We start from the raw sequence: 24,588 nt of genomic DNA, 5'->3' as shown, positions 1-24,588 counted from the left end.
GAGATGAACGATCGCACCTGCATCGTCACGCGCAAGCAAGCCGAGCCGGATGAGCTGATCCGTTTCGTCGTCGGCCCGGATTCGGCCGTCGTTCCTGACCTGAAGAGAAATCTGCCCGGCCGTGGTTGTTGGGTGAGCGCCGACCGCCTACATATCGACAAGGCGGCGGCGAAGAACCTGTTTGCCCGCGCCTTCAAGGCGCAGGTCGTCGTGCCGCCCGATCTCGGCGGCATGGTCGACGGACTGCTTGCACGATCCGCTTTGGGTATGCTTGGCCTTGCCCGCAAGGCTGGCTCGATCGCACTCGGCGCAACCAAGGTCGAGAGCGCGGTGCGCTCGGGGTCGGCGCTTTTCGTGCTCCACGCGATCGAAGCATCCGACGATGGCGTGCGCAAGATCAGTCAGGCGCGGCGGGCAACTGTCCACCTCGGCGGGCCTGCAGTCCTTGCCTACAAACTTTTCTCCGAGGCCGAGTTGAGCTTGGCATTGGGGGGTACAAATGTGATACATGCTGCCGTTCTCGCGGGAGACGCGGGCAAGGCGGTTGAGAGGCGCATGGTTGCGCTCGACCGATATCGGGGCGGAACCCCCGACGATCTGGCAATGCTTGCGGCCGTTGCTGACGAAGATGATGCTGCAGAGGATATGGAATGAGCGATACGAAATCGGGCGACGACAAGACGTTGAGTGTTACACCGAAGAAGACCTTGACGCTGAAGCGCCCCGGTACCGAGCAGAGCGTCGTGCGACAGAATTTCTCGCATGGCCGCACCAAGCAGGTCCAGGTCGAGATCAAGAAGCGCAAATTCTCCATGCCCGGCGACAAGCCGGAGCCGGTGGCTGCACCCGTATTTACGCCCAAGCCCGCGGTAGTGGCAGCCCCCGTCGTGCAGGAAGCGCCCAAGGCGCCGCCTCCGCCGCCGCCGGCCGAACGCGGCGGCATGGTGCTGAACGAACTGTCGCGCAATGAAATGGAAGCGCGCCGCAGGGCGCTCGAAGGCTCCAAGGTTCGCGACGTCGAGGACCGCCAACGCGCCATCGAAGAGGCCAAGCGCCGCAACGAGGATGAGGAACGCCGCAAGCGCGAGCGCGAGGAATCCGCGCGCCGTCAGGCCGAGGAAGAAGCCCGCCTGCAGACCGAGGCCGAGTCCCGCCGCCGCGCCGAGGAAGAAGCGCGCCGCCGCGCGCCGCAGGCTGCCGAGCTTGTGGCGTCGGACGATGAGGAAGAGGTCAAGCCGAAGCGCACCGCCGCCGGCGCCCCGGTACGCCGTCCGGTTACGCCCGAAGTGGCGCGCCCGGCCAAGCCGACCAAGGCCGAGGAAGACCGTCGTCGCGGCAAGCTGACCCTCAACACGGCTCTTTCCGACGAGGACGCGCGCGCCCGCTCGCTGTCGTCGATGCGTCGCCGCCAGGAAAAATTCAAGCGCGCGATGCACAATGAGCCGCGCGAGAAGGTTATGCGCGAAGTGATCCTGCCTGAAACCATCACCATCCAGGAACTGGCGCAGCGCATGTCCGAGCGCGCCGTCGATGTGGTTAAGTACTTCATGAAGCAGGGCCAGATCCTGAAGCCGGGCGACATCATCGACGCCGACACGGCCGAGCTGGTCGCCACCGAATTCGGCCACACGGTCCGCCGCGTCGCCGAGTCCGACATCGAGGAAGGCCTGTTCAACATTGCCGACAATGCCGAGGACCTGGTGTCGCGGCCGCCTGTCGTGACCATCATGGGCCATGTCGACCACGGCAAGACCTCGCTGCTCGACGCCATCCGCAATGCCAATGTCGTCTCCGGCGAAGCCGGCGGCATCACCCAGCATATCGGCGCCTACCAGGTCGAGAAGAACGGGCAGAAGATCACCTTCATCGACACGCCCGGTCACGCCGCCTTCACGGCGATGCGCGCCCGTGGCGCTCAGGCAACCGACATCGCCATCCTGGTGGTGGCGGCCGACGACAGCGTCATGCCGCAGACCATCGAATCGATCAGCCATGCCAAGGCCGCCGGCGTTCCGATTATCGTGGCGATCAACAAGATCGACAAGCATGATGCCGATCCGCAGAAGGTGCGGTCCGAACTGCTGCGCCATGAGGTGTTCGTCGAATCGATGGGCGGTGAAGTGCTGGACGTCGAAGTGTCGGCGACCAAGGGCACCAACCTCGACAAGCTGTTGGAAGCGATCCTGCTGCAGGCCGAAATCCTCGACCTCAAGGCCAATCCGGACCGTACCGCCGAGGGCGTGGTCATCGAAGCCCAGCTGGACAAGGGCCGTGGCCCCGTCGCCACCGTACTGGTGCAGACCGGCACTTTGATGCCGGGCGACATCCTCGTCGCCGGCAACGAATGGGGCCGGGTGCGCGCGCTGGTCAACGACCGTGGCGAGCAGATCAAGGAGGCGCCGCCGGCAATGCCGGTCGAGGTGCTCGGCCTGCAGGGCACGCCGCAAGCCGGCGACCGCTTCGCTGTCGTCAACAACGAGGCCCGCGCCCGCGAGATCACCGAATATCGCCAGCGTCTGGCGCGCGAGAAGGCAGTGGCTCGCCATGCCGGCCAGCGCGGCTCGCTCGAACAGATGATGTCGCAGCTGCAGACGAGCGGGTTGAAGGAATTCCCGCTGGTCATCAAGGGCGACGTGCAGGGTTCGATCGAGGCGATCAACGCCGCTCTCGACAAGCTTGGCACCGACGAGGTGCGTGCGCGCATCGTTCATGCCGGCGCCGGCGCCATCACCGAAAGCGACGTGTCGCTGGCGGAGACCTCGGGGGCCGCGATCATCGGCTTCAACGTCCGTGCCAACGTGCAGGCACGTGCGGCCGCGGCGGCCGCGGGCATCGAAATCCGCTACTACTCGATCATCTACAACCTCGTCGACGATGTGAAGGCAGCACTTTCCGGCCTGCTGTCGCCGGAACGCCGCGAGACCTTCATCGGCAATGCCGAGATCCTCGAGATCTTTGACATCACCAAGGTCGGCAAGATCGCCGGCTGCCGTGTCACCGAAGGCAAGGTCGAGCGTGGAGCGGGCGTGCGCCTGATCCGCGACAACGTCGTCATCCACGAAGGTACGCTGAAGACCCTCAAGCGCTTCAAGGATGAAGTCGCGGAAGTTCCGGGCGGCCAGGAGTGCGGCATGGCCTTCCAGAACTACGAGGACATGCGCGTCGGCGACATCATCGAGTGCTTCCGCGTCGAGATGGTGACCCGGACGCTCTGAGTTCGTATACTGTCGATACGACCGGGCGGTGGTCGAAAGACCGCCGCCCTAACTTTAATGCCTGTCGCCCAAAAGTGCGGGATAAACGACATGCATAGAACACATATGAGACATGGCGGCACGGTCCCATCCCGCGCCTCACGCTTTCCGGATTGAGAAAAATGCCCCGTCCAACCGCCTCCAGCCCATCCCAGCGCATGCTTCGCGTCGCCGAACAGGTGCGCCATGCGCTGTCGGAAACCTTGCAGCGCGGCGAGATTATCGACCCGCTGATCGAGAACACCGTGGTTTCGGTCTCGGAAGTGCGCATGTCCACTGATCTGAGGGTCGCAACGGCCTTCGTTTCGCCGCTCGGCGCCAAGGACACGGGTGCGGTCATCGACGCGCTCAACAAGCATGCGAAGTTCGTCCGTGGCCGCGTCTCCGGCGCGCTCCGCCAGATGAAGTTCATGCCGGAGTTCCGCTTCAAGCTCGATACGTCCTTCGACAATTTCGCCAGGATCAACGATTTGCTGAAATCGCCGGAAGTCGCGCGAGACTTGGGTACCGATGGCGAAGACAACGACAAGGACGAGAAATAGTGGGGCGCCGCGGCAAGAAGAAGGGCCGGCCGATCTCCGGCTGGGTGGTGCTGGACAAGCCGGTTGGCATGGGTTCGACCGAAGCCGTCTCCAAGATCAAATGGCTTTTCCAGGCCGAAAAGGCCGGCCATGCCGGCACGCTCGACCCGCTGGCCTCTGGCATGCTGCCGATCGCGCTGGGCGAGGCAACCAAGACCGTGCCTTATGTGCAGGACGGCGCCAAAATCTACCGGTTCACCGTCGCTTGGGGCGAGGAGCGTTCGACCGACGATCTCGAAGGCCCGGTGACGCAAAGTTCCGACCGCCGTCCGGCGGAAGAAGATGTCAGGGCGCTGCTGCCGAACTACACCGGCGTCATCATGCAGACACCGCCGCAATTCTCGGCCATCAAGATATCAGGCGAACGCGCCTACGATCTCGCCCGTGGGGGCGAGACAGTCGACATCCCCGCGCGCGAGATCGAGATCGGCCGTCTGGACATCGTCGAGCACGCTGCCGACCACACTTCGTTCGAGGTCGAATGCGGCAAAGGCACCTATGTGCGCTCGCTGGCCCGCGACATGGGCCGCGACCTCGGCTGCTTCGGCCACATCGCCGAATTGCGCAGGGTCGAGGTCGAGCCGTTCACCCAGGAGGATTTCGTCACCGTCGCCGAACTGGAGGCCGCCCGTTTCGGCGAACAGCGCGAAGCTGACGAAGAGGGCGACGCCGATGTTGCCGACGCGCCGATCGACTTTGGCGCAATCGATGCGCTGCTCGTCGACACGGCCGCCGCGCTCGACTGCCTGCCGCAGATTGCCATCAGCGACGAAGCGGCGACCAAGATCCGCCTTGGCAATCCCGTCATCATCCGCGGCCGCGACGCGCCCGTGGAAGCCGAGGAAGCCTGCGCCACCGCGCGCGGCAAGCTTGTCGCCATCGGCGCCATCGAGCAAGGCATGTTCAAGCCGAAGCGGGTCTTTGCCGGCTGACCACTCCCGTCTAGTTTTACGTCGACGTCACATCCGAGGGGCACATGGCAAAGGCTGAGGCGGTGAAGAAGCGGGCGCCGGTGACAACGCGCCGGCCGCCGGTTGGAGCCTCGCCCGGCACGCTGATCGCCGATCCGGCGGCGCGACGGTCCGAGCTGCGGCTGACGCTGATTTCGCCTGAAAAATTCAAGACCATCAACGATGCCAGCATCGACGATCTCAACACCCATTGCGACAACTGGCCGGTCGTCTGGTTGGACTGCACCGGTCTCGCCAACATCCAGCTGATCGAGGAGATCGGCCGGATCTTCAACCTGCATCCACTGGCTCTGGAAGATGTCGTCAACACCGGCCAGCGGCCGAAGGTCGACTTCTTCGAGGACCACGCCTTCGTCGTCATGCGCATGATCGACGACGTCAAGGTGCATCGCTATGAGCAGATCGCGGTGTTCTTCGGCAAGAAATTCGTCGTCACCTTCCAGGAGCGCGAAGGCGATCCTTTCGACCCCGTGCGCAAGCGCATCGCCGCAGCGTTGCCCAACCGCTTGCGGATGCGCGGCGCCGACTATCTGGCCTATGCGCTCATCGATTCCATCGTCGACAGCTATTTCCCGCCGATTGAGGCCGCTAGCGAGGAGGTCGATGGCATCGAGGACGAGATGCTCAACACGCCTCACAAGCATCAGATGCGCCAGCTGCACGAATTGCGGCGCGACGCCAATGTGCTCAAGGGCGTGCTGTGGCCGATGCGCGACACGCTGGCGACGCTGATCCGCAACGACGTGCCCTATGTGAAGCCGGAGACGAAAATCTTCTTCAACGACACGCTCGACCACGCATTGCGGCTGATCGAGCTGGTCGAGAACCAGCGTGATATGCTGACCGGCTTGATCGAAATGCATTTGTCGCTGAGCCAGGCGCGCACCAACGATGTGATCTCTTATCTCACCATCGTCTCGGTGATTTTCATGCCGCTAACCTTCCTGGTCGGTATCTGGGGGATGAATTTCGATCCCGAGAGCTCGCCGTGGAACATGCCGGAACTGAAAGCCTACTATGGCTACCCGGCTTCGCTGCTGTTCATGCTGGCCGTTGCTGTCGGGCTGATCGTCTTCTTCAAAAGCAAGAAGTGGCTGTAAGCTTCAGGTATCAGGGGGATCCTGGATTCCTGAGCAAAGGGCTGCGACGAGCCGGCTTTATGAATGGGCTGGTGTTTTCCAGGGAATTGCCTTATATGCGCCGCAGCATCGCGCCATGTCGCTTTGCTTGCACCGGCCCCTGCTGGACGACATCCCGGCTGAGGGCGACCCGTTTCCTCAAACAGATAAGGAAAAACACGATGTCGATTACTGCCGAGCGCAAACAGGAATTGATGGGTGAATTCGCAACCGCCAAGGGCGATACCGGGTCTCCGGAAGTCCAGGTGGCCATCCTTTCCGAGCGCATCAAGAACCTGACCGACCACTTCAAGGACCACAAGAAGGATAACCATTCCCGCCGTGGTCTGCTCGCTCTCGTCTCCCAGCGCCGCAGCCTGCTTGATTATCTCAAGCGCAAGGATGACGCGCGCTATCAGACGTTGATCGAGAAGCTCGGTCTGCGCCGTTGACGAATTGACCGGCGGGCTTTCGAAGGAGAGCCCGCCGGTCGCGCATTCTGCCAGTCGCATCGATTGGCCAGACCCGGTTTCGAGCGTGCAGAGGCCACTCGAAACCGCCCATGGACGGTCATGGGGCAGGATTGCAGGACGCTCGTGCGCTAACCAGCGCCGAATCTACCCGAGCTTCCCGTTGTCTTGCCCGTGGCTGCCCGAGAAAGGAAGCCAGGGAAAGGGCATCCGCGCACCGTGAAACGGCGCGGCCCTTTCCGCTTACTAAGGACAAGATATGTTCAACTACCACAAAGTGGAAATCGAATGGGGCGGCCGTCCGCTCATCCTGGAAACCGGCAAGATCGCACGTCAGGCTGACGGCGCGGTGCTTGCGACCTATGGCGAAACCAAGGTTCTCGCCACCGTCGTTTCGATGAAGGAGCCGAAGCCAGGCCTCGATTTCTTCCCGCTGACCGTCAACTACCAGGAAAAGACCTACGCCGCCGGCAAGATCCCGGGCGGCTACTTCAAGCGCGAGGGACGTCCGAGCGAAAAGGAAACGCTGGTTTCCCGCCTGATCGACCGCCCGATCCGCCCGCTCTTCGCCGACGGCTACAAGAACGACACCCAGATCGTCGTCACCGTCGTCCAGCATGACCTCGAGAACGATCCCGATATCCTGTCGATCGTCGCCACCTCGGCCGCTTTGACGCTGTCGGGCGTTCCCTTCATGGGCCCGATCGGCGGCGCTCGCGTCGGCTACATCAACGGCGAATACGTGCTCAACCCGCATGTCGACGAGATGCAGGAATCCAGGCTCGACCTCATTGTCGCCGGCACCGCCGACGCCGTGCTGATGGTCGAGTCCGAAGCCAAGGAACTCGGCGAAGAGCTGATGCTCGGCGCCGTCATGTTCGGCCACAGGGGCTTCCAGCCGGTGATCGACGCCATCATCAAGCTGGCCGAAGTTGCCGCCAAGGAGCCGCGCGATTTCACAGCGCCGGACTACTCCGCGCTTGAAGCCGAAATGCTGAAGATCGTCGGCGACGAGCTCAGCAATGCCTACAAGAACGTCGATAAGCAGAAGCGTTACGCCGCCGTCGACGCCGTCAAGGCGAAGGTCAAGGCAGCGTTCGCTCCGGCCGAAGGCGAAGACGCCAAGTACACCTCCGAGCAGATCGGTTCGGTGTTCAAGGAACTCCAGGCCAAGGTCGTGCGCTGGAACATCCTCGACACCGGTTCGCGCATCGATGGCCGTGACCTCAAGACTGTCCGCAAGATCGTCTCGGAAGTCGGCGTCCTGCCGCGCACGCACGGTTCGGCGCTGTTCACCCGCGGCGAGACCCAGGCGCTGGTCGTTGCCACGCTGGGTACCGGCGAGGACGAGCAGTATGTCGATTCGCTGACCGGCATGTACAAGGAGAAGTTCCTCCTTCACTACAACTTCCCTCCCTACTCCGTCGGCGAGACCGGCCGCATGGGTTCGCCGGGCCGCCGCGAAATCGGCCACGGCAAGCTCGCCTGGCGCGCTATCCGTCCGATGCTGCCGAGCGCGGACCAGTTCCCCTACACGCTGCGCGTCGTCTCGGAGATCACCGAGTCCAACGGTTCGTCGTCGATGGCCACCGTCTGCGGCACATCGCTGGCGCTGATGGATGCCGGCGTTCCGCTGGCCAAGCCGGTTGCTGGTATCGCGATGGGCCTGATCAAGGAAGGCGAGCGCTTCGCGGTTCTGTCCGACATCCTGGGTGACGAAGATCACCTCGGCGACATGGACTTCAAGGTCGCCGGTACCGAAAGCGGCATCACCTCGCTGCAGATGGACATCAAGATCGAGGGCATCACCGAGGAGATCATGAAGATCGCGCTGGACCAGGCCAAGGATGGCCGCCAGCATATCCTCAGCGAGATGGCGCATGCTCTGACCGGCGCCCGCCCCGAACTCGGTGAGTTCGCACCGCGCATCGAGGTCATGCACATCCCGACCGACAAGATCCGCGACGTGATCGGCTCCGGCGGCAAGGTTATCCGTGAGATCGTCGAGAAGACCGGCGCCAAGATCAACATCGAGGACGACGGCACGGTCAAGATCGCTTCGTCGAACGCCAAGGAGATCGAGGCGGCCAAGAAGTGGATCCATACCATCGTCGCCGAGCCGGAAGTCGGCGAAATCTACGAAGGCACGGTCGTCAAGACCGCCGACTTCGGCGCTTTCGTCAACTTCTTCGGTCCGCGTGACGGCCTCGTCCACATCTCGCAGCTTGCCAACGACCGGGTCGCCAAGACCTCGGACGTCGTCAAGGAAGGCGACAAGGTCTGGGTCAAGCTGATGGGCTTCGACGAGCGCGGCAAGGTCCGCCTGTCGATGAAGGTCGTCGACCAGGCCACCGGCAAGGAAATCGCCCGCGACAAGAAGGCCGAAGGCGAAGAAAACGCCGCCTGAGTGGTCTGACAATAGAGTTGAACGGGCGCGGCTTATGTCGCGCCCGTTTTCGTTTAATACCCGTCTACGACATGAGAATCGAAGAATGGCCGCTGAGCCGCTGAAGACACTGTTCCATCCCTTCGAGGCCGAGGGGCTCCCTCTGCCGCAAAAGGGCGAGCGTGTGTTGTTCCTGGGTGCGGAGCCCGGCTTCCGCTTGCCGGAAGGCTTCGAGGCAGAGCTCCATCTTGCACAGGGTTTCCGGCCGCATCTCCGAGCGCTGGAGCGTGCCGGTCACAAGGTAGCGCCGCGCGCGGAAGGCGATGCATTCGATGCAGCGCTCGTGCTTGCCGGCCGCCATCGTGGGCTAAACGAGATGCGTATTGCCGAGGCGATCGAACGCGTCACGCCTGGCGGTCTGATCGTCGTCGCCGGCGGCAAGGACGAAGGCATCGCCAGCCTGCGCAAGCGCATCGACGAGCTTGTTCCGATCGAAGGGCATCTGCCGAAATATCACGGCATCGCCTTCTGGCTTCGCCGTCCGGCCGATCTGGCGCCTGCGGAAAAACTGCGCGTCGCCAATCCCGCCTTGGTCGTAGAGGACCGCTTCCGTACCGCGCCTGGCATGTTCTCCTTCGACCGGATCGACGCCGGCTCGAAACTTCTGGTCGACAACCTGCCCAAAGACCTGCGCGGCAACATTGCTGATTTCTGCGCCGGCTGGGGTTATGTCGCCGCCGAGGTCGCGGCACGTTCATCCGGCATAACGGGGCTCGACCTTTACGAAGCGGATTTCGACGCGCTTGAGGCGGCCAAGGGCAATATCGGCCAGACAGGCTTCGAGCCCGGCTTCTTCTGGACCGATCTGCTGAGCGAGCCGGTCGAGCGGCGCTATGATGCCATCGTCATGAACCCGCCCTTCCATCGCAGCCGGGCGGCCGAGCCGGAAATCGGCGCCGGCATGATCCAGGCGGCGGGCAAGGCGCTGAAGCCGGGCGGGCGGCTGTTCATGGTGGCGAACCGTCAGCTGCCTTACGAACCGGTTCTGAAGGCCGTCTTCTCCAGCCATGCCGAGCTCGCCCGCGACGGCATGTTCAAGGTTTTCTCCGCGCGCCGATAGGACGGTGCCGGTCGCCTCAATGCATGCTGACGATGCGCGCCGGCTCGTGGACGGGAATGGTCGCTCTGATATCGCCGGGCTTGATCTTGAGCGGCGCCGGCCTGCCGAACAGATAGCCCTGCACCATCTCGCAACCAGCTGCTCGCAAAAGCGTCGCCTGGTTCTCGGTCTCGACGCCTTCGGCGATGATGCCGACGCCGAGCGCCCGCGACAGGCCGACGATGGTAGAGACGACGGCGCCCGAATTCGAATCGGTGTCGATGCGGCTGACGAAGGAGCGGTCGATCTTCAGCTTGCCGAAGGCGAAGTCGATCAGGTAGCTGAGATTGGAATAGCCGGTGCCGAAATCGTCGACGGCCACCGAAATGCCCATGTCGGCAAGCTGCTGCAGGATGATGGCGGCGCGGTCGCGGTCCTGCATCATCGCCGTCTCGGTCACTTCGAGCTCCAGCCGCGACGGCTTGATGCCGGTGCTGGCCATCGTATCGCGCACGATGCCGACGAAATCCTTGGTCATGAACTGGACCGGCGAGATGTTGACGGCAACGAAGCAGTCCTCGGGCAAATGACGGGCATCGCTGCAGGCCTTGTTCAGCACCCAATTGCCGATCGGGTGGATCATGCCGGTCTCTTCGGCGATCGGAATGAATTCCATCGGCGGGATCATGCCGCGTTCCGGGTGCTTCCAGCGGATCAGCGCCTCGTAGCCGACGATACCGCCGGTCGGCAGGTCGAGCTGCGGCTGGTAGTGAAGGTCGAAATCGCCACGGACGAAGGCGATGTGCAGTTCGGATTCGATCCAGTGGCGGTAGTCGGCGACCTGGCCCATGTCGGAATGGAAGACCGACCAGTTGCCCACGCCGCCGGCGCGGGCATTCTGCAGCGCCAGGTTGGAGCGGCGCAGGATGAGGACCGGATCGACGCCATCCTTTGGCATCGCCACGATGCCGACCGACAGGCCGACCGACTGCAGGTGGGAATCGAGCTGGTACGGCTTCAGCATCTCCTCGATCGTGGTTTCGACGGTGCTTTCCATCGAGCTTTGGAGTTGGTGTTCCCAGACAATGATAGCGAACTCGCCGGCGCCGATGCGCCCCATCACCGCGCCTTCGGGCATGCAGGCCTTCAACCGCTTGGTGAAGCCGCGGATCAGTTCGTCGCCATGGCTGTAGCCGATGGCGTCGTTGATCTGCTTGAAGCGGTCGATGTCGATGTCGATGAGGAATACCGGCTCACCGGTCCTGATCGTCGCGGACGCCGCGTCGGCAATCCTGCCGACCATCGCCGGCCGCGCCAAAAGCCCGGTCAGCTTGTCGAAATGGGTTTCGTTGAAAACGTAGTCCACCGATTCATCGACGCCGGCGAAGAAGGACAAGGCAGCACCGGCGGCGGCCAGCGCGCATAGCGCCGACGCGATGCCGATCATGGTTTCCGCCTGCATGCCGGCAAAGCCGTCCCCGAAACCATGCCGGAGGCCCCAAAGCCCAAGGATGAAACTGCCAAGGCCCGAACTGGCGACGGTGAGCAGCCGGAACACAGGTGTTCGCTTCGGGTTGCTGACAGCAGGCATTGCTCAGTCCCTGTCGCATGACCCCGAAATCAACTCGACTTTCGGGAAATATCAAGCGCAAATTCATAAAGGCTAAAGCATCCTTTGCGCCCAGCAAGAACGCGCAGAGCCCAAGCCCATAGGACTTCTAGCGGATATCTCCTTAAAATGAGTTTCCGCCGATGCATCTAATTTTACTGGTGAGTTAATCGCGTACGCTGTCGGTCTGCTTCAACTCATCCAGGGTTGGCATCGACACGATGTGATAGCCGGAATCCACATAATGGATTTCGCCGGTGACGCCTGACGAGAGGTCGGACAAAAGATAGAGCGCCGAGCCGCCGACCTCGTCGATGGTCACCGTGCGGCGCAGCGGCGAGTTGCGCTGCTGGTAGGAGTACATGTGGCGGGCGTCCGAGATTCCGGCGCCGGCCAAAGTACGCACCGGTCCCGCCGATATGCCGTTCACCCGGATGCCGCGCGGGCCATAATCGTTGGCGAGATAGCGCACGCTGGCTTCCAGCCCGGCCTTGGCGACGCCCATGACGTTGTAGTTCGGCATGACGCGGACAGAGCCGGCATAGGTCAGCGTGATCATCGCGCCGCCTTCGCTCATCAGCGGGGCGGCATGGCGGGCGACCTCGGTGAAGGAGTAGCAGGAGATGACCATGGTGCGGACGAAATTATCGCGGCTGGTGTCGGCGTAGAGCCCTTTGAGCTCGTTCTTGTCGGAAAAGCCGATGGCGTGGACGACGAAGTCGAGCCCGCCCCATTCCTTGCCGAGCGTCTCGAAAGTGGCGGCGACCGATGCGCTGTCCTCGACGTCACAGGGCACCACCAGAGACGCGCCAAGCTTCTCGGCAAGCGGCTTGACGCGGCGCCCGAATGCGTCGCCCTGATAGGTGAAGGCAAGCTCCGCTCCGTGTTCGGACAATTTCCTGGCGATGCCCCAGGCGATCGAATGATCGTTGGCGACGCCCATGACAAGCCCACGCTTGCCCTTCATCAGTCCGTCCATGGCCGGCAATCCCCCTACAAAAAAACGCTGGCCTTATGCGGAATAGCGCTGGAAAATCAGCGTTGCGTTGGTGCCACCGAAGCCGAACGAGTTGGACAAAACCGTGTCGATCCTGGCGTCGTCGATGCGCTTGCGCACGATCGGCATGCCCTCGAATTCGGGATCGAGGTTTTCGATATGGGCGCTCTCGCCGATGAAGCCGCCTTGCATCATCAGGATCGAGTAGATCGATTCCTGGACGCCGGCGGCACCCAGCGAATGGCCGGTCAGCGACTTGGTCGAGGTGATGAACGGCATCTTGTCGCCGAACACCTCTCGGATGGCGCCCATTTCCCGGGAATCGCCGACCGGCGTCGAGGTGCCGTGGGTGTTGATGTAGTCGACGGGCGTGGACACCGTCGCCAGAGCCTGGCGCATGCAGCGCACCGCGCCTTCGCCCGACGGCGCCACCATGTCGTAACCGTCCGACGTCGCGCCATAGCCGACGATCTCAGCGTAGATCTTGGCCCCGCGCGCCTTGGCGTGTTCGAGCTCCTCCAGGATGAGGACGCCCGCGCCACCCGCGATGACGAAGCCATCACGATTGGCGTCATACGCGCGTGACGCTGTTGACGCCTTGTCGTTATACTTCGACGACATCGCCCCCATGGCATCGAACAGGTCCGACATCGTCCAGTCGAGGTCCTCATGGCCGCCGGCAAACATCACATCCTGCTTGCCCCACTGGATCAGTTCGTAGGCGTTGCCGATGCAATGCGCCGAGGTCGAGCAGGCCGACGAGATCGAATAGTTGACGCCGTGGATCTTGAACCAGGTGGCGAGCGTCGCCGACGCGGTCGACGACATCGCCTTCGGCACCGCGAACGGACCGATGCGCTTGGGGCTGTTGTTCTTGAGCGTGGTCTCGGCCGCCTCGACGATGGTGCGGGTCGAGGGGCCACCCGAGCCCATGACGATGCCGGTGCGCTCATTGGTGATGTCGCTTTCGCCAAGCCCGGCGTCGGCGATCGCCTGGTCCATCGCGACATGGTTCCAGGCCGCGCCCTGGCTCAGGAAGCGCATGGCGCGCCGGTCGATCATAGGGGTCGGGTCGAGCGTCGGCGCACCCCAGACCTGGCAGCGGAAGCCGTGTTCGGCGAAGGAATCTGAGAAGCTGATGCCTGATTTGACATCATGGAGCGAGGATTGCACCTCGTTGGCGTTGTTGCCGATCGACGATACGATGCCGAGGCCTGTGACGACGACCCTTCTCATTCGCAACTCCTTCCAGCGGATGATCCCGAAACCCTAGTCGGTTTTCGCCGGCGATCATACGCAAAATCAAAATGCCGCAGCGGCGTTGCGTCTCGGAAGAACGCGCCGCTGTAGTGGCGCCGGTCAGGCGACCGATTGCTTGGACAGCCCCACCTTGAGGTCTGTCGCAGCGTATATGGGTTCGCCGTCGGCCTTAAGCCAGCCATCGGCGATACCGAGCACCAGGCGTCCACGCATGACGCGCTTGAAATCGATGCCGTATTCCACCTTCTTGACCGAAGGCGTCACCATGCCCTTGAACTTGACCTCGCCGGTCGACAGCGCCATGCCCTTGCCCGGCTCGCCGAGCCAGCCGAGGTAAAAACCCGTCAATTGCCACATGGCGTCAAGGCCCAGGCACCCCGGCATGATCGGATTGCCGATGAAATGGCAGGCGAAGAACCACAGGTCCGGCTTGATGTCGAATTCGGCACGGATGAAGCCCTTGTCGTGGGCGCCGCCGGTCTCGCTGATCTCGGTGATGCGGTCGAACATCAGCATGGGCGGGTAGGGCAACTGGGCGTTGCCGGGCCCGAACAGCTCGCCGCGGGCGCAGGCGAGCAATTCCTCATAACCGTAGCTGGATTTCGAACCCGCCATATGTCTCGTCCCCATAATCGTCCCGGGCGGTGGGGCGCCCTTGTCGTTGGTTTCCTAACACAATCCCATTCGGGCCGGAAACCGGCGTTTGCGCTTAACCCGCCCGTCTGCCCGGGTCAATGCGCGCTCTCGCATCGGTCCGAAATCGATTTCGATTTCCGGAAAGCACGATGCGACGCCAAAACAGCTATAGAGCGCACTTAGTGCGTCCAACTGGACGCACGTCGCTCTATTGATCGTATTCGGCCAACAGAATATATGTCGGGAGGTATCCAGTTTCGGCGAATGACGTTTTTTCGCCACTCTGGGCGTGTCTTGAGGCAGAACTGTGGGCTTGGACGGATAGATGGATCTGGGCGGCCGGAAGGAAAATGTCGCTGTGGACAAGCGGGTTCGCGAAGCCGGCCTTAGGCCGACACGCCAACGCATTGCGCTGGCCGATCTGCTGTTTGCCAAGGGCGACCGCCACCTTTCGGCCGAGGAACTGCATGAAGAGGCGGTCGCCGCCGGCGTGCCGGTCTCGCTCGCCACCGTCTACAACGCGCTTCACCAGTTCACCCAGGCCGGCCTGCTGCGCATCCTGGCAGTCGAGGGGTCCAAGACCTATTTCGACACCAACACCTCCGATCACCATCATTTTTACATCGAAGGCGAAAACAGGATCTTCGATATAGAAAGCGGTCCGGTGACCGTCTCCAACCTGCCGGAGCCACCCGCAGGCATGGAGATCGCCAATGTCGACATCGTGGTGAGGCTGCGCCCGAAGCGCAGCGTTTAAGCCCCAACCCGTGAAACCTGTCGATTTTGCAATCCGGCTCGAATGGGTTGCGGTCGCGGTCGTGGCTATAGTCGCCTATGCCGCGTCAGGCGTTTCCTGGTGGCTGTTCGCCCTGCTTATTCTGGCGCCCGACCTGGCGATGCTGGGCTATCTCGCCGGGGCACGGATCGGCGCTGTCGCTTACAACGCGTTGCACATATTGATCGTCCCGCTGTTGCTGGCCCTCGCCGGATATGTTCTGGCCAATTCGACGGCGACCGCGATTGGTCTGATCTGGATCATCCACATCGCCGTCGACCGCGCGCTCGGCTACGGTCTCAAACTGTCGACCGGTTTTCAGGACACCCATCTCGGCCGTATCGGCCGTTAGGCCTCCAGCAATTTCAATTCTTGACGTGCTCGCCGGGATAGGCGCCCCACACCTGCGACTGGGCGATCCAGCCGGTGTGGCCGTCGAAGGTCATTTCGCACCACTGGCCATCGCAGGTTTTGATCGTGCCCGTAACGCCCGGCTCGATGATGGCGATGACGCTGGCGTCCTTATCGGCATCGTCGAGCAGATTGATTCGGCCACCTTTGGTGCGTTGCCAAGGGGCGACGATCGCGGTCCGTCGGCCCGACAGCAGCGACTGGTTGATCCAACCCTCCGAGCCATCGGCATCGCGCACCCGCCGCCAGGTATCGAATTCCTGGATGATTTCCATCGGCAGGCCGGCCTTTGTGTACATCCAGTCGACGGAATAGTTGGCGCCGGGGCCAACGCGCGAGTTGACGCGAGCCGATTTCAGGCTGACGAAACGCGGCAGCGGCAGGCCGCTCGGCCCGAGCGTGACCGTCTGCACAGGTGCGGCGGCACCTTGCGCCGCGGCTTGCGGGGAATGCAGGAGAGCGCCGAGAAGCGCTGCGCTGAGGATCAGGCGAAGCGACGCGAAACCAGACACTTTCATTCCTTTCGGCGCGTGCCCTTTGGTCCGGGCGCCCCTTTTTCTTTGTCTTCGGCGGCACCGCTTGTTACAGGAGTGGCAGGCACCGCGACCGGTATTCAGTTTCGCCTGTCTTGGTTAAAGAGGTCTCAACGAGATCGGGTTCGAGGAAACAATGGCAGGCAAAAAACGGCCTCTCGTCGTCATCACGCGCAAGCTGCCCGATCCGGTCGAGACCCGCATGCGCGAACTCTTCGACGCCAGGCTGATTGTCGAGGACCGCCCGATGACGCAGCCGGAGCTGGTCGCGGCGATCAAGGAAGCCGATGTGCTGGTGCCGACCATCACCGACCAGATCGATGCGGCGCTGATTGCCCAGGCCGGCGACAATCTCAAGCTGATCGCCAATTTCGGCAATGGCGTCGACAAGATCGACGTCGCTGCGGCGGCCAAGAAAGGCATTACCGTCACCAACACGCCGAACGTGCTGACCGAGGATACGGCCGACATGACCATGGCGCTGATGCTGGCCGGCCCGCGGCGGCTGGCCGAAGGCGCCAATGTGCTCACCAGCGACAAGAAATGGGCCGGTTGGTCGCCGACCTGGATGCTCGGCCGGCGCATCTGGGGCAAGCGCCTCGGCATTGTCGGCATGGGCCGCATCGGCACCGCTGTTGCCAGGCGCGCAAAGGCTTTCGGCCTGTCCATCCACTACCATAACCGCCATCGCGTGCTGCCGGCGGTCGAGGAAGGGCTGGAGGCGACCTATTGGGAAAGCCTCGACCAGATGCTTGCCCGCATGGACATCATCTCGGTCAATTGCCCGTCGACGCCGGCGACCTTTCATCTGCTTTCGGCGCGGCGCCTGGCTCTGCTTCAGCCCACCGCCTATGTGGTCAACACCGCGCGCGGCGACATTATCGACGAGGAAGCGCTGGTCAAGCTTATCCAGGACGGCAAGATCGCCGGTGCCGGCCTCGACGTCTACGAGCACGAACCGGCGCTGAACTCGAAACTGCTGAAGCTTGCCGCCAAGAACAAGGTCGTGCTTTTGCCGCATATGGGCTCGGCGACGATCGAGGGCCGCATCGACATGGGCGAGAAGGTGATCATCAACATCCGCGCCTTCTTCGACGGCCACCGACCGCCGGACCGCGTGCTGCCGCTACGGACTTGAAGCGGGCCGCGTTCAGGCTGCGGTTGTGAGGGCCCCATCCGCCGCGGCACTCACACGCTTGCCGCGATAGGCCTCAAAAGCGTCGCGCCTGAGCCTGAGCGCTACCGGCGTCCGCCAGCCCATTTCCCTGGCCACAATCAAGCCAAGCAGCAGGATCGCGTCCGGCTCGTGCAGCACGAGTGCCGTCGGCGCATGGCCATTGTGGACGAGTTCCATCAGCACGGCTGACGCTGAGGACGAGCCGATCGTGCCGGGCAGGAACAGCACACGCCCGGAAATGGTCTCGCCATGCTGCGGGTGACGGACATCGGCGATGCGGCCGCTCTTCGGGTCGACGCCGCCCCAGAAGCTGATCGGCGCCGTCAGCACCAAGGCCAGCCCTTCGCCTCCGCTGCCCGGCACCAGTATGTCGGCTGCAGCATTCATGCGGCGATATCCGTAAACCTCGGCTTACCGGCAACCGCGCTTTCCACGCAGTCGGCCAGCGAGCCGTAAAGCACGGCGTAACCGGTATTGCCCGGCGCGTAGTGCGCGAATTTTCCCGAATTGGTCATCAGCACGCCGCCGGCCAGATCCGGCAGGATCGGCGTCACCACCACGCAGGTGTCGGCGACGATGATGACGCCGCTGGCTTCGAGCATCTTGCGCTTGCCGTTCTGCTCCAGCCTGGTGAGCACGTGGCGGCCGGTGCAGGCGTAAATCGGCACGCTGAGCCGCCGCCCGCCAATCAGCCGCTCAAGTGCATCGAATTCGGCCAAAGACAGATGCGGACTGCCGATCGCCACGGCATCGATGGCGGTCTGCGTGGCTGCGGTGGACAGGCCGGCGCGGGCCTTCATGGCCATCTCCGGCGTTACGCGGATCATCGTTTCCGGCCTGCCGCCCACCAGGATGGTCTCGGCGTCGGGCGCCTCGGGCGTCACGCCGGCAATGTGGAACAGGCCGACGGCGCCCGACGATGCCGCCGCCGCGCCGAAGGCCTTCAGCGCATCCTCGCCGGGATGGCTGAATATGCCGGTGACGACGCCGATCGCATTGCCGACCTCACGGCCGTAGAGGTTGCCCAGCACCGGCCAGGCGATCTCGGAGCCAAGGAACGAGGCGGATAGGCCGGACACATCGAACAACAGCCGTGCCTGCCGGTTCTCGGGGCGATGCAGGCCGTAATCCGGCGCGCGGCCCGATATGGCGCAGGCGATGTCGAGGAAGTCGCCATAGCGGTTGGTGCGTGCCCCCAGAACCGAATTGCAGAACACCACCGCGTTGGATTCACCCCAGGCGACATCGCTGCCAAGCGCCGGCCTGTGGCCGGCCTGATAGGGCGCGCAGGTCCAGCTCTGCTCGCAGCCCAGTTTGCGGTAGGCCTCCATCATTCGTCGCGCCATGCCGCGCGCCGGCTCTTCGAGGCGCACGCGCGAGCAGCCCATCAGGTCGAGCGCGCCGACATTGAGCGTCGAGCGCACCGCGACCCTGGCGCCGCTATCGACCAGCCTTTCGGCAAACAGCGTGCCGGAATCGCCGTGATAGAGCGCGCCGTCTATATGCGTCGAGGCGATCGGGATAAGTCGCGGCGCGCCGAGCAGCGCAGCGCTTTCGGCAACGATGCGCATCGCCATCGCCGCCCCGTCATGGCCGGAGGCGATTGTCTGCTCCTGTGCGCTGAGGGCGAGGCTCACGCGAACTCCTTGCGCATGGTCATCGAGGTCGGCCGGTCATAACCGTCATGCGCCGTGCGCGCGGTTTCGCGGAAGCCGAGACGCGCAAAGGTTGCGTGATTTGCCGTGAGCTCGACCCGCGTCTGCAGTTCGATGGCGGGTTTGTTGCGGTTGCGGGCAAGATCCTCGACAGCCTGCATCAATCGTCTGCCGATGCCTCGGCCCTGAAGCCCGAGTTCGACGGCGAGCTTGCCGACATAGAAATCATCGGGTCTCTCCAGCGCAAAAACGCAGCCTGCGATCTGGCCGCCCTGCAGAGCCACGAACACCGTTTCCCGCCCAGCCTTGTCCCTCAGGCTTTCGACGCTCAGCAGATGCGCAGAGGAGGGCGGATCGATGACGCCGTCCATCGGCGCAAAGGAATGCATGATTAGGCTGAGCAGTTCATCCCAGCGCTCGAAATCGGAGGCGAGCTGCGTAACAAGGACGCTGGTGGACTGATCCATAAGCTCAGTTTCTCTTGTAGCGGATCGTGTCGAAGCGCGCCGACAGCGCATCGTAGAGCAGCAGCCGGCCGACCAGCGGTTCGCCGATGCCGGTGATCAGCTTGATGGCTTCCATTGCCTGCAAGGTGCCGACGACGCCGGTCAGCGCACCGACGACCCCGGCCACGGCGCAGGACGGCACCAGCCCCTCTGGCGGCGCTTCGGGAAAGAGGTCGCGATATCCAGGGTTCGGTCTGCCGTCGGCGCCGGTGCCGAACGGCATCAACACCGTCACCGAGCCGTCGAAGCGGCCGACGGCGGCATGCACGAGCGGCCGCTTTTCCGCCGCGCAGGCATCAGCCACCACATAGCGCGTCTCGAAATTGTCGGAGCCGTCGACGACCACGTCGTAGCGCGTGACGAGGACGGCAGCATTGTCGGCCGTCAGCCTGAAATCGTGCAATTCCACCGCGACATGGGGATTGATCCGGGCGATCGCTGCTTTTGCGCTCTCGGTCTTCGCCGTACCGACCGTATCGGTGGCGTGGATCACTTGCCGCTGCAGATTGGACAGCGAGACAATGTCGTCATCAACGATGCCAAGCGTGCCGACGCCCGCGGCAGCGAGATATTCCAGCACCGGCGCGCCGAGCCCGCCGGCGCCGATGACCAGTACCCGGGCCCGCTTCAGCCTCTGCTGGCCGGCGCCGCCGATCTCGGGCAGCACGATGTGGCGGGCATAGCGTTCGAGTTCTTCGTCGGTGAGGGCGGCAGGGGTCATTGCCCGACCATATAGCGGAGCAAAAACCTTGTCAGGTCTCTTCGGTTGGCCCAACCGTGCCGTGGTCGACGGTGAGGAACTGCGCGCGTCCCCTCAGGCTGGAAAACAGCGCGGCGTCGGTTCCGGTCATGAAGGCCTGGCAGTTCAGCTCCTCCAGGATCGAGAACAGCGCGGCGCGCCGGCCGGCATCGAGATGCGCGGCAATCTCGTCGAGCAACAGGATCGGCGTCATCGCCGACATCTCGCCGGTCAGCCTTGCGTGCGACAACACGATGCCGACCAGCAGCGCCTTCTGCTCTCCGGTCGAGCAGAGTTCGGCCGGCATCGCCTTGGGGCGGTGGCGCACCAGTAGATCCGAACGGTGCGGGCCGTCGAGCGTGCGTCCGGCGGCGCGGTCGCGCTCGCGGCCGTCGGCAAGGGCGTCGCGATAGCGTTGCTCGACATCCACAGCGGGTGCTGAGGCGACATGGCTTTCAAGGTCGCCGAAGAGGCTGATGTCGGCTTGCGGAAACGGCCCGCTGGACGGCAACCTGTCGATCATGGCGGCCAGCAGGCGCACCAGCTCGGCGCGCGCCGCGGCAATCGCCACGCCGGTTTCGACCATTTGCATCTCGATGGCGTCGAACCATGCGCCGTCTCGCGAACCTTCCGTAAGCAATCGGTTACGTCCGCGCATCGCCTTCTCATAGTCGAGCGCGCGCTGGCCGTGGCCGGGATCGATCGCAAGCACCAGCCTGTCGAGAAAGCGCCGCCGGTCCGCGGCAGGCCCCGGGAACAGGCCGTCCATGGCCGGCGTCAGCCAGACCACGCGCAGCCATTCCAGCATGGCGTCGGCCGACCGTGCCGGCGCGCCATTAATGCGCACCTTGCGACCGCCCTCGCCGGCCGCTTCACCCCCGGTGATGCCGGTGCCGATCTCGACCTGCCCCTCCGGCCCGTCGAGCCTTGCGTGCAGCGCAAAGCCGCCATCGCCGCCTTCGCGGGCCACGTCGACATAGGGCGCCCGGCGCAGGCCGCGGCCAGGCGTCAGCAGCGAGATGGCTTCCAGGAGATTGGTCTTGCCGGCGCCATTGTCGCCGGAAAACACCACCGCGCCGGGTGAAAAGCCGATCGACAACGCCGCATAATTGCGGAAATTCGTAAGTGTGAGCTTACTTATGTGATTTTGTTCCGGCAACCGCTATCCGCCTATAGAAGTCGCCGCAATCACTATGCTGCAGTGTGCCGCAGTGCGGCTACACCCGCATCGGCATCAGCACGTAGAGCGCGGTCTCATCGGCCATGTCGTGGATCAGCGTCGGCGAGCCGGCATCGGCCAGCATGAACTTGGCTTCCGTGCCGGTGAGTTGAGCAGCGACGTCGAGCAGATATTTGGCGTTGAAGCCAATCTCGATCGGGTCGGACGAATAGTCGGCCGCCAGTTCCTCGGTGGCGCTGCCCGAATCCGGATTGTTGACGGCAAGCGTCACCTGGCCTTCGGTGATCGAAAGCTTCACCGCGCGGCCGCGCTCGGAGGAAATGGTCGAGACGCGATCGACGGCGGCGGCGAAGCTCTGGCGGTCGATGATCAGCTTCTTGTCGTTGCCGGTCGGAATGACGCGCTGGTAGTCCGGGAAAGTGCCGTCGATCAGCTTCGAGGTCAGAACCACGCTGCCGATGGTGAAGCGGATCTTGGTGTCGGACAATTCGGTGGTCACCGCGACATCGGGATCGTCGACCAGCTTCTGCAACTCGCTGACCGTCTTGCGCGGAATGATGATGCCCGGCATGCCTTCGGACCCGGCCGGAGCGTCGATCTCGGCGCGCGCCAGCCGGTGGCCGTCGGTCGCCACCGAACGCAGCTTCAGCTTGCCGCCAGTTTCATGCGTGTGCAGGTAGATGCCGTTGAGATAGTAGCGCGTCTCTTCGGTGGAGATGGCGAACTGGGTCTTTTCGATAAGGCCTCTCAGGGCGACGGAATCGAGCCGGAAGATGTGTGAGAAGGATCCCGCCGAAAGCTCCGGGAAATCGGACTGCGGCAGGCATTGCAGGCGAAAGCTCGAGCGGCCCGACGTTACCGTCATGGCGTTGCCGTCCTCGTCGGTCTTCAGCATCACTTCGGCGCCGTCGGCCAGCTTGCGCACGATGTCGTAGAGCAGGTGCGCCGGAACCGTCGTCGCCCCGCCGCGCTCGACCTTTGCCGGCGTCGCTTCGGTCACTTCGAGGTCGAGGTCGGTGGCTTTCATTTCAAGGCTGGCGCCCTCGGCGCTGAGCAGCACGTTCGACAGGATCGGTATGGTATTGCGCCGCTCGACCACGCGATGAACGTGGTTGAGCGACTTCAGGAGATTGGACCGTTCCAGGATAACACGCATGACGAAACAGGCTCGCTTGAATGAATGGACGGGTCACCAGTGGGCGGCGCCCCGCGAAAGGTCTGAACAGGCTCAGAATCTATGCAAACTGACAGGAAAAAGCCAGCAAACGCAAGTCCGGGCCACCGGTTCGCGCCGGTTAAGCGGGCTTTCTGGGGATAAAGCGGACGTTGGCCGGCAACCGATGCATGTCGCCGAAAACTGCGCAGCGGTTTTGGGACAACGACATGCATCAAAACAAGAAAATTTAAAGCGCGACGACCGAATACTCTAACCCGGCGCGCTCCGTTTGCCGCGCCGATCAGGCTTGGTCGTTGATCAGCCTGCGCAACAGTTCCAGTTCCTGCGCCAGCGTGTTGTCGACGCCGGAAAGGTCCTCGATCTTGCGCACCGCATGCAGCACCGTGGTGTGGTCGCGCCCGCCGAACCGCCGGCCGATCTCCGGCAGCGAGCGCGGCGTCAATACCTTCGACAGGTACATGGCGACCTGCCTGGGCTTCACGATGGTGCGCGTGCGCCGGTTGGACAGCAACTCGGTCTTCGACACATTGTAGTGGCGCGCCACGATGCGCTGGATGTCCTCGATGCGCACCCGCTTCGGCTCGCCAGAGCGATAGATGTGGCCGAGGATTTCGTCGATGCGGTCGATGGTGATCGCCGGCTCGAACGACTGACGAAACAGCAGCTGGTTGAACGCGCCCTCCAGCTCACGACCGCTGCCGGTCACCGTGCGGGCGACATGGTTGAGGATCTCCTCCGAAATATTGAGCGATGCATCGTCAACCTTGGCGGTGGCAAGCCGAAGTTTGAGCATGCCGATGCGCATGGCGAAGTCTGGCGCCGACATTTCCAGCGCGACACCGCCATTGAGGCGCGAGCGCACCCGCGGTTCCAGCGATTCCAGTTCCGACGGCGGCCTGTCGGCGGCAACCACCACTTGCTTGGCGCTGTCGAGCAGCATGTTGATGAGATGACAGAATTCGTGCTGGATCGACTTGCCCTGCAGGAACTGCATGTCGTCGATGATCAAGAGGTCGATGTCGCGCAGCTGTTCCTTCAGCGTCAGCGCGTTGTTGTCGCGGATCGCGGTGGCGAAGCGCCACATGAAATATTCGGCCGTCAGGTAGACGACGCGCGATTTCGGGTTCTGCTTCAAGGACTCGGCCGCGATCGCCTGCAGAAGGTGCGTCTTGCCGAGCCCGACGGTCGCATGAAGGAACAGCGGGTTGAAGCGCACCGCGCTCGACTGCGATTCCGCCACGGCTTTGGCTGCGGCGAAAGCCACCCGGTTCGACGGGCCTTCGATAAAGGAGCCGAACGTGTAGCGCGGGTCGAGCGGCGACCCCAGCACATTGTGCCGGAATTCGCTCTCGATGGGCGTGCCGGGACGAGGGGCGGGCGCCCGATCCACCCTGCCGGGGCCGACCGTGCCGGCCGCCAATGCGGTCTGCGTATGCTTGGTCATCTTGCGCGCCGGCACGACCTCGGGTTCGACGCCATTGCGGGCAGGACGGGTCGCGGTGCGCACGACCATCTCGATCTTGAGGATTTCGGGATCCTCGTGCTTCCACAGATCGGCGATGAGATCGAGATAATGGCCATTGATCCACGAGCGCAGGAAGGCCGTGGGCACCGAGATGCGTACAATGCCCCGGGAAGCCTCAGCCACCTTCATACGGCCGAACCAGCTCGAATAGACCTCGGTTCCCAGGCGCGCCTTCAACTGGGCCTTGACCCGGTCGAACTTCTGTTCCGCGTCGTTGGAAGCCGCCATATCGTGCGCTCCGACCAATGTTCCGGGAAATGGCAGGTCGCCCGTAAGCTCCCGCTCGATGCCGCTCTGCATGATTGTGCGTCCCTTTTCCTTTGTACCTTTTTTCCGCCGGGAGTGCGCCTCCTGCACCCATGTTTCCGGCGACCGTATCTTCGCTACAACACCACCGCCGCCGCCGGCGGATGACGTTGCCTCGTCAAAAAGGGATCGGTCCCGGCTGCTTAAAGCCAGTCCGTCTGACATGTTCGGGCAAAGCGGTGCTGCCCGGCGAAAACGCCGGTGCGCCATCAAGCTGCCATGT

Annotated in this window: 24 protein-coding genes; 12 read left to right on the top strand and 12 right to left on the bottom strand. The window is 63.4% G+C overall.

The window, feature by feature from the left end; translation table 11 throughout:
* Nucleotides 1-3 precede the first annotated feature (3 nt).
* From NKI61_RS00680 to NKI61_RS00645, 8 genes are all read left to right on the top strand, one after another.
* On the top strand, nucleotides 4-654 hold the full coding sequence (locus tag NKI61_RS00680) for an RNA-binding protein (protein WP_023823755.1): 651 nt from the start codon (nucleotides 4-6) through the stop codon (nucleotides 652-654).
* Entirely contained in the window at nucleotides 651-3,215 is a 2,565-nt protein-coding gene (infB, locus tag NKI61_RS00675; RefSeq protein WP_023669557.1) for a translation initiation factor IF-2, read from the top strand. Before NKI61_RS00680 ends, infB begins: the two co-directional genes overlap by 4 nt.
* Nucleotides 3,216-3,376: 161 nt before the next feature.
* Nucleotides 3,377-3,796 (top strand): 30S ribosome-binding factor RbfA, encoded by a 420-nt coding sequence (rbfA, locus tag NKI61_RS00670; RefSeq protein ID WP_023692585.1) that lies wholly within the window; start codon nucleotides 3,377-3,379, stop codon nucleotides 3,794-3,796.
* Nucleotides 3,796-4,767: a tRNA pseudouridine(55) synthase TruB gene (truB, locus tag NKI61_RS00665; protein ID WP_023703480.1), complete on the top strand. Its 972-nt coding sequence runs from the start codon at nucleotides 3,796-3,798 to the stop codon at nucleotides 4,765-4,767. Before rbfA ends, truB begins: the two co-directional genes overlap by 1 nt.
* Before the next feature lie 44 nt (nucleotides 4,768-4,811).
* Nucleotides 4,812-5,906 (top strand): magnesium/cobalt transporter CorA, encoded by a 1,095-nt coding sequence (gene corA / locus NKI61_RS00660; protein ID WP_023688739.1) that lies wholly within the window; start codon nucleotides 4,812-4,814, stop codon nucleotides 5,904-5,906.
* A 95-nt stretch (nucleotides 5,907-6,001) separates the two neighbouring features.
* Nucleotides 6,002-6,376 (top strand): 30S ribosomal protein S15, encoded by a 375-nt coding sequence (gene rpsO, locus NKI61_RS00655; RefSeq protein ID WP_280790898.1) that lies wholly within the window; start codon nucleotides 6,002-6,004, stop codon nucleotides 6,374-6,376.
* A 277-nt stretch (nucleotides 6,377-6,653) separates the two neighbouring features.
* On the top strand, nucleotides 6,654-8,801 hold the full coding sequence (gene pnp / locus NKI61_RS00650) for a polyribonucleotide nucleotidyltransferase (RefSeq protein ID WP_023732440.1): 2,148 nt from the start codon (nucleotides 6,654-6,656) through the stop codon (nucleotides 8,799-8,801).
* Nucleotides 8,802-8,886: 85 nt separating this feature from the next.
* Nucleotides 8,887-9,900: a class I SAM-dependent methyltransferase gene (locus tag NKI61_RS00645; RefSeq protein ID WP_023732439.1), complete on the top strand. Its 1,014-nt coding sequence runs from the start codon at nucleotides 8,887-8,889 to the stop codon at nucleotides 9,898-9,900.
* A gap of 16 nt (nucleotides 9,901-9,916) precedes the next feature.
* On the opposite strand, the gene NKI61_RS00640 is transcribed toward NKI61_RS00645, so the two are convergent.
* The 4 genes from NKI61_RS00640 to fabA form a co-directional block, all read right to left on the bottom strand.
* Entirely contained in the window at nucleotides 9,917-11,470 is a 1,554-nt protein-coding gene (locus NKI61_RS00640; protein ID WP_352838656.1) for a putative bifunctional diguanylate cyclase/phosphodiesterase, read from the bottom strand.
* Between the two features lie 184 nt (nucleotides 11,471-11,654).
* Nucleotides 11,655-12,467, bottom strand: coding sequence for an enoyl-ACP reductase FabI (gene fabI / locus NKI61_RS00635; protein ID WP_023669564.1), 813 nt, complete (start codon nucleotides 12,465-12,467; stop codon nucleotides 11,655-11,657).
* 33 nt (nucleotides 12,468-12,500) lie between these two features.
* Nucleotides 12,501-13,721, bottom strand: coding sequence for a beta-ketoacyl-ACP synthase I (gene fabB / locus NKI61_RS00630; RefSeq protein WP_352838655.1), 1,221 nt, complete (start codon nucleotides 13,719-13,721; stop codon nucleotides 12,501-12,503).
* Between the two features lie 123 nt (nucleotides 13,722-13,844).
* Entirely contained in the window at nucleotides 13,845-14,360 is a 516-nt protein-coding gene (gene fabA / locus NKI61_RS00625) for a 3-hydroxyacyl-[acyl-carrier-protein] dehydratase FabA (protein WP_352838654.1), read from the bottom strand.
* Nucleotides 14,361-14,706: 346 nt separating this feature from the next.
* Here fabA and irrA point away from each other — a divergent pair, with 346 nt between their 5' ends.
* Nucleotides 14,707-15,138, top strand: coding sequence for an iron response transcriptional regulator IrrA (gene irrA / locus NKI61_RS00620; RefSeq protein ID WP_031193300.1), 432 nt, complete (start codon nucleotides 14,707-14,709; stop codon nucleotides 15,136-15,138).
* A gap of 10 nt (nucleotides 15,139-15,148) precedes the next feature.
* Complete coding sequence (locus NKI61_RS00615) at nucleotides 15,149-15,508, top strand: DUF4260 domain-containing protein (RefSeq protein WP_352537293.1); 360 nt, start codon at nucleotides 15,149-15,151, stop codon at nucleotides 15,506-15,508.
* A gap of 13 nt (nucleotides 15,509-15,521) precedes the next feature.
* Here the strand turns inward: NKI61_RS00615 and NKI61_RS00610 are convergent, their stop codons facing one another.
* A complete protein-coding gene (locus tag NKI61_RS00610; RefSeq protein WP_023669569.1) occupies nucleotides 15,522-16,079 on the bottom strand; it encodes an SH3 domain-containing protein in 558 nt (185 codons plus the stop codon).
* A 157-nt stretch (nucleotides 16,080-16,236) separates the two neighbouring features.
* Here NKI61_RS00610 and NKI61_RS00605 point away from each other — a divergent pair, with 157 nt between their 5' ends.
* The gene (locus NKI61_RS00605) at nucleotides 16,237-17,238 is read left to right on the top strand and encodes a 2-hydroxyacid dehydrogenase (protein WP_352537294.1); all 1,002 of its coding nucleotides are present in this window, start codon (nucleotides 16,237-16,239) and stop codon (nucleotides 17,236-17,238) included.
* Between the two features lie 12 nt (nucleotides 17,239-17,250).
* Here NKI61_RS00605 and NKI61_RS00600 read toward each other — a convergent pair whose 3' ends face one another.
* The 6 genes from NKI61_RS00600 to dnaN are packed head-to-tail and all read right to left on the bottom strand — an operon-like array spanning nucleotide 17,251 to nucleotide 22,513.
* Entirely contained in the window at nucleotides 17,251-17,664 is a 414-nt protein-coding gene (locus NKI61_RS00600) for an aconitase X swivel domain-containing protein (protein WP_352537295.1), read from the bottom strand.
* Complete coding sequence (locus NKI61_RS00595; RefSeq protein ID WP_352537296.1) at nucleotides 17,661-18,914, bottom strand: aconitase X; 1,254 nt, start codon at nucleotides 18,912-18,914, stop codon at nucleotides 17,661-17,663. The genes NKI61_RS00600 and NKI61_RS00595 overlap by 4 nt, the downstream gene beginning before the upstream one ends.
* Nucleotides 18,911-19,399 (bottom strand): GNAT family N-acetyltransferase, encoded by a 489-nt coding sequence (locus tag NKI61_RS00590; protein WP_352537297.1) that lies wholly within the window; start codon nucleotides 19,397-19,399, stop codon nucleotides 18,911-18,913. Before NKI61_RS00590 ends, NKI61_RS00595 begins: the two co-directional genes overlap by 4 nt.
* 4 nt (nucleotides 19,400-19,403) lie before the next feature.
* On the bottom strand, nucleotides 19,404-20,159 hold the full coding sequence (locus NKI61_RS00585) for a molybdopterin-synthase adenylyltransferase MoeB (RefSeq protein ID WP_352537298.1): 756 nt from the start codon (nucleotides 20,157-20,159) through the stop codon (nucleotides 19,404-19,406).
* Between the two features lie 31 nt (nucleotides 20,160-20,190).
* Nucleotides 20,191-21,336: a DNA replication/repair protein RecF gene (recF, locus tag NKI61_RS00580; protein ID WP_023669574.1), complete on the bottom strand. Its 1,146-nt coding sequence runs from the start codon at nucleotides 21,334-21,336 to the stop codon at nucleotides 20,191-20,193.
* 58 nt (nucleotides 21,337-21,394) lie between these two features.
* Complete coding sequence (gene dnaN / locus NKI61_RS00575) at nucleotides 21,395-22,513, bottom strand: DNA polymerase III subunit beta (RefSeq protein WP_023669575.1); 1,119 nt, start codon at nucleotides 22,511-22,513, stop codon at nucleotides 21,395-21,397.
* Here dnaN and NKI61_RS00570 point away from each other — a divergent pair.
* Nucleotides 22,512-22,787, top strand: coding sequence for a hypothetical protein (locus NKI61_RS00570; RefSeq protein ID WP_155922476.1), 276 nt, complete (start codon nucleotides 22,512-22,514; stop codon nucleotides 22,785-22,787). The genes dnaN and NKI61_RS00570 overlap by 2 nt on opposite strands.
* Before the next feature lie 27 nt (nucleotides 22,788-22,814).
* Here NKI61_RS00570 and dnaA read toward each other — a convergent pair whose 3' ends face one another.
* Entirely contained in the window at nucleotides 22,815-24,359 is a 1,545-nt protein-coding gene (gene dnaA, locus NKI61_RS00565; protein WP_031199295.1) for a chromosomal replication initiator protein DnaA, read from the bottom strand.
* Between the last annotated feature and the right edge of the window lie 229 nt (nucleotides 24,360-24,588).

This window comes from Mesorhizobium sp. M0514, from assembly GCF_040321145.1.
Lineage (GTDB): Bacteria > Pseudomonadota > Alphaproteobacteria > Rhizobiales > Rhizobiaceae > Mesorhizobium.
Note: the sequence above shows the minus strand (reverse complement) of the source record. Positions and strands in the feature narration are given on the sequence as shown.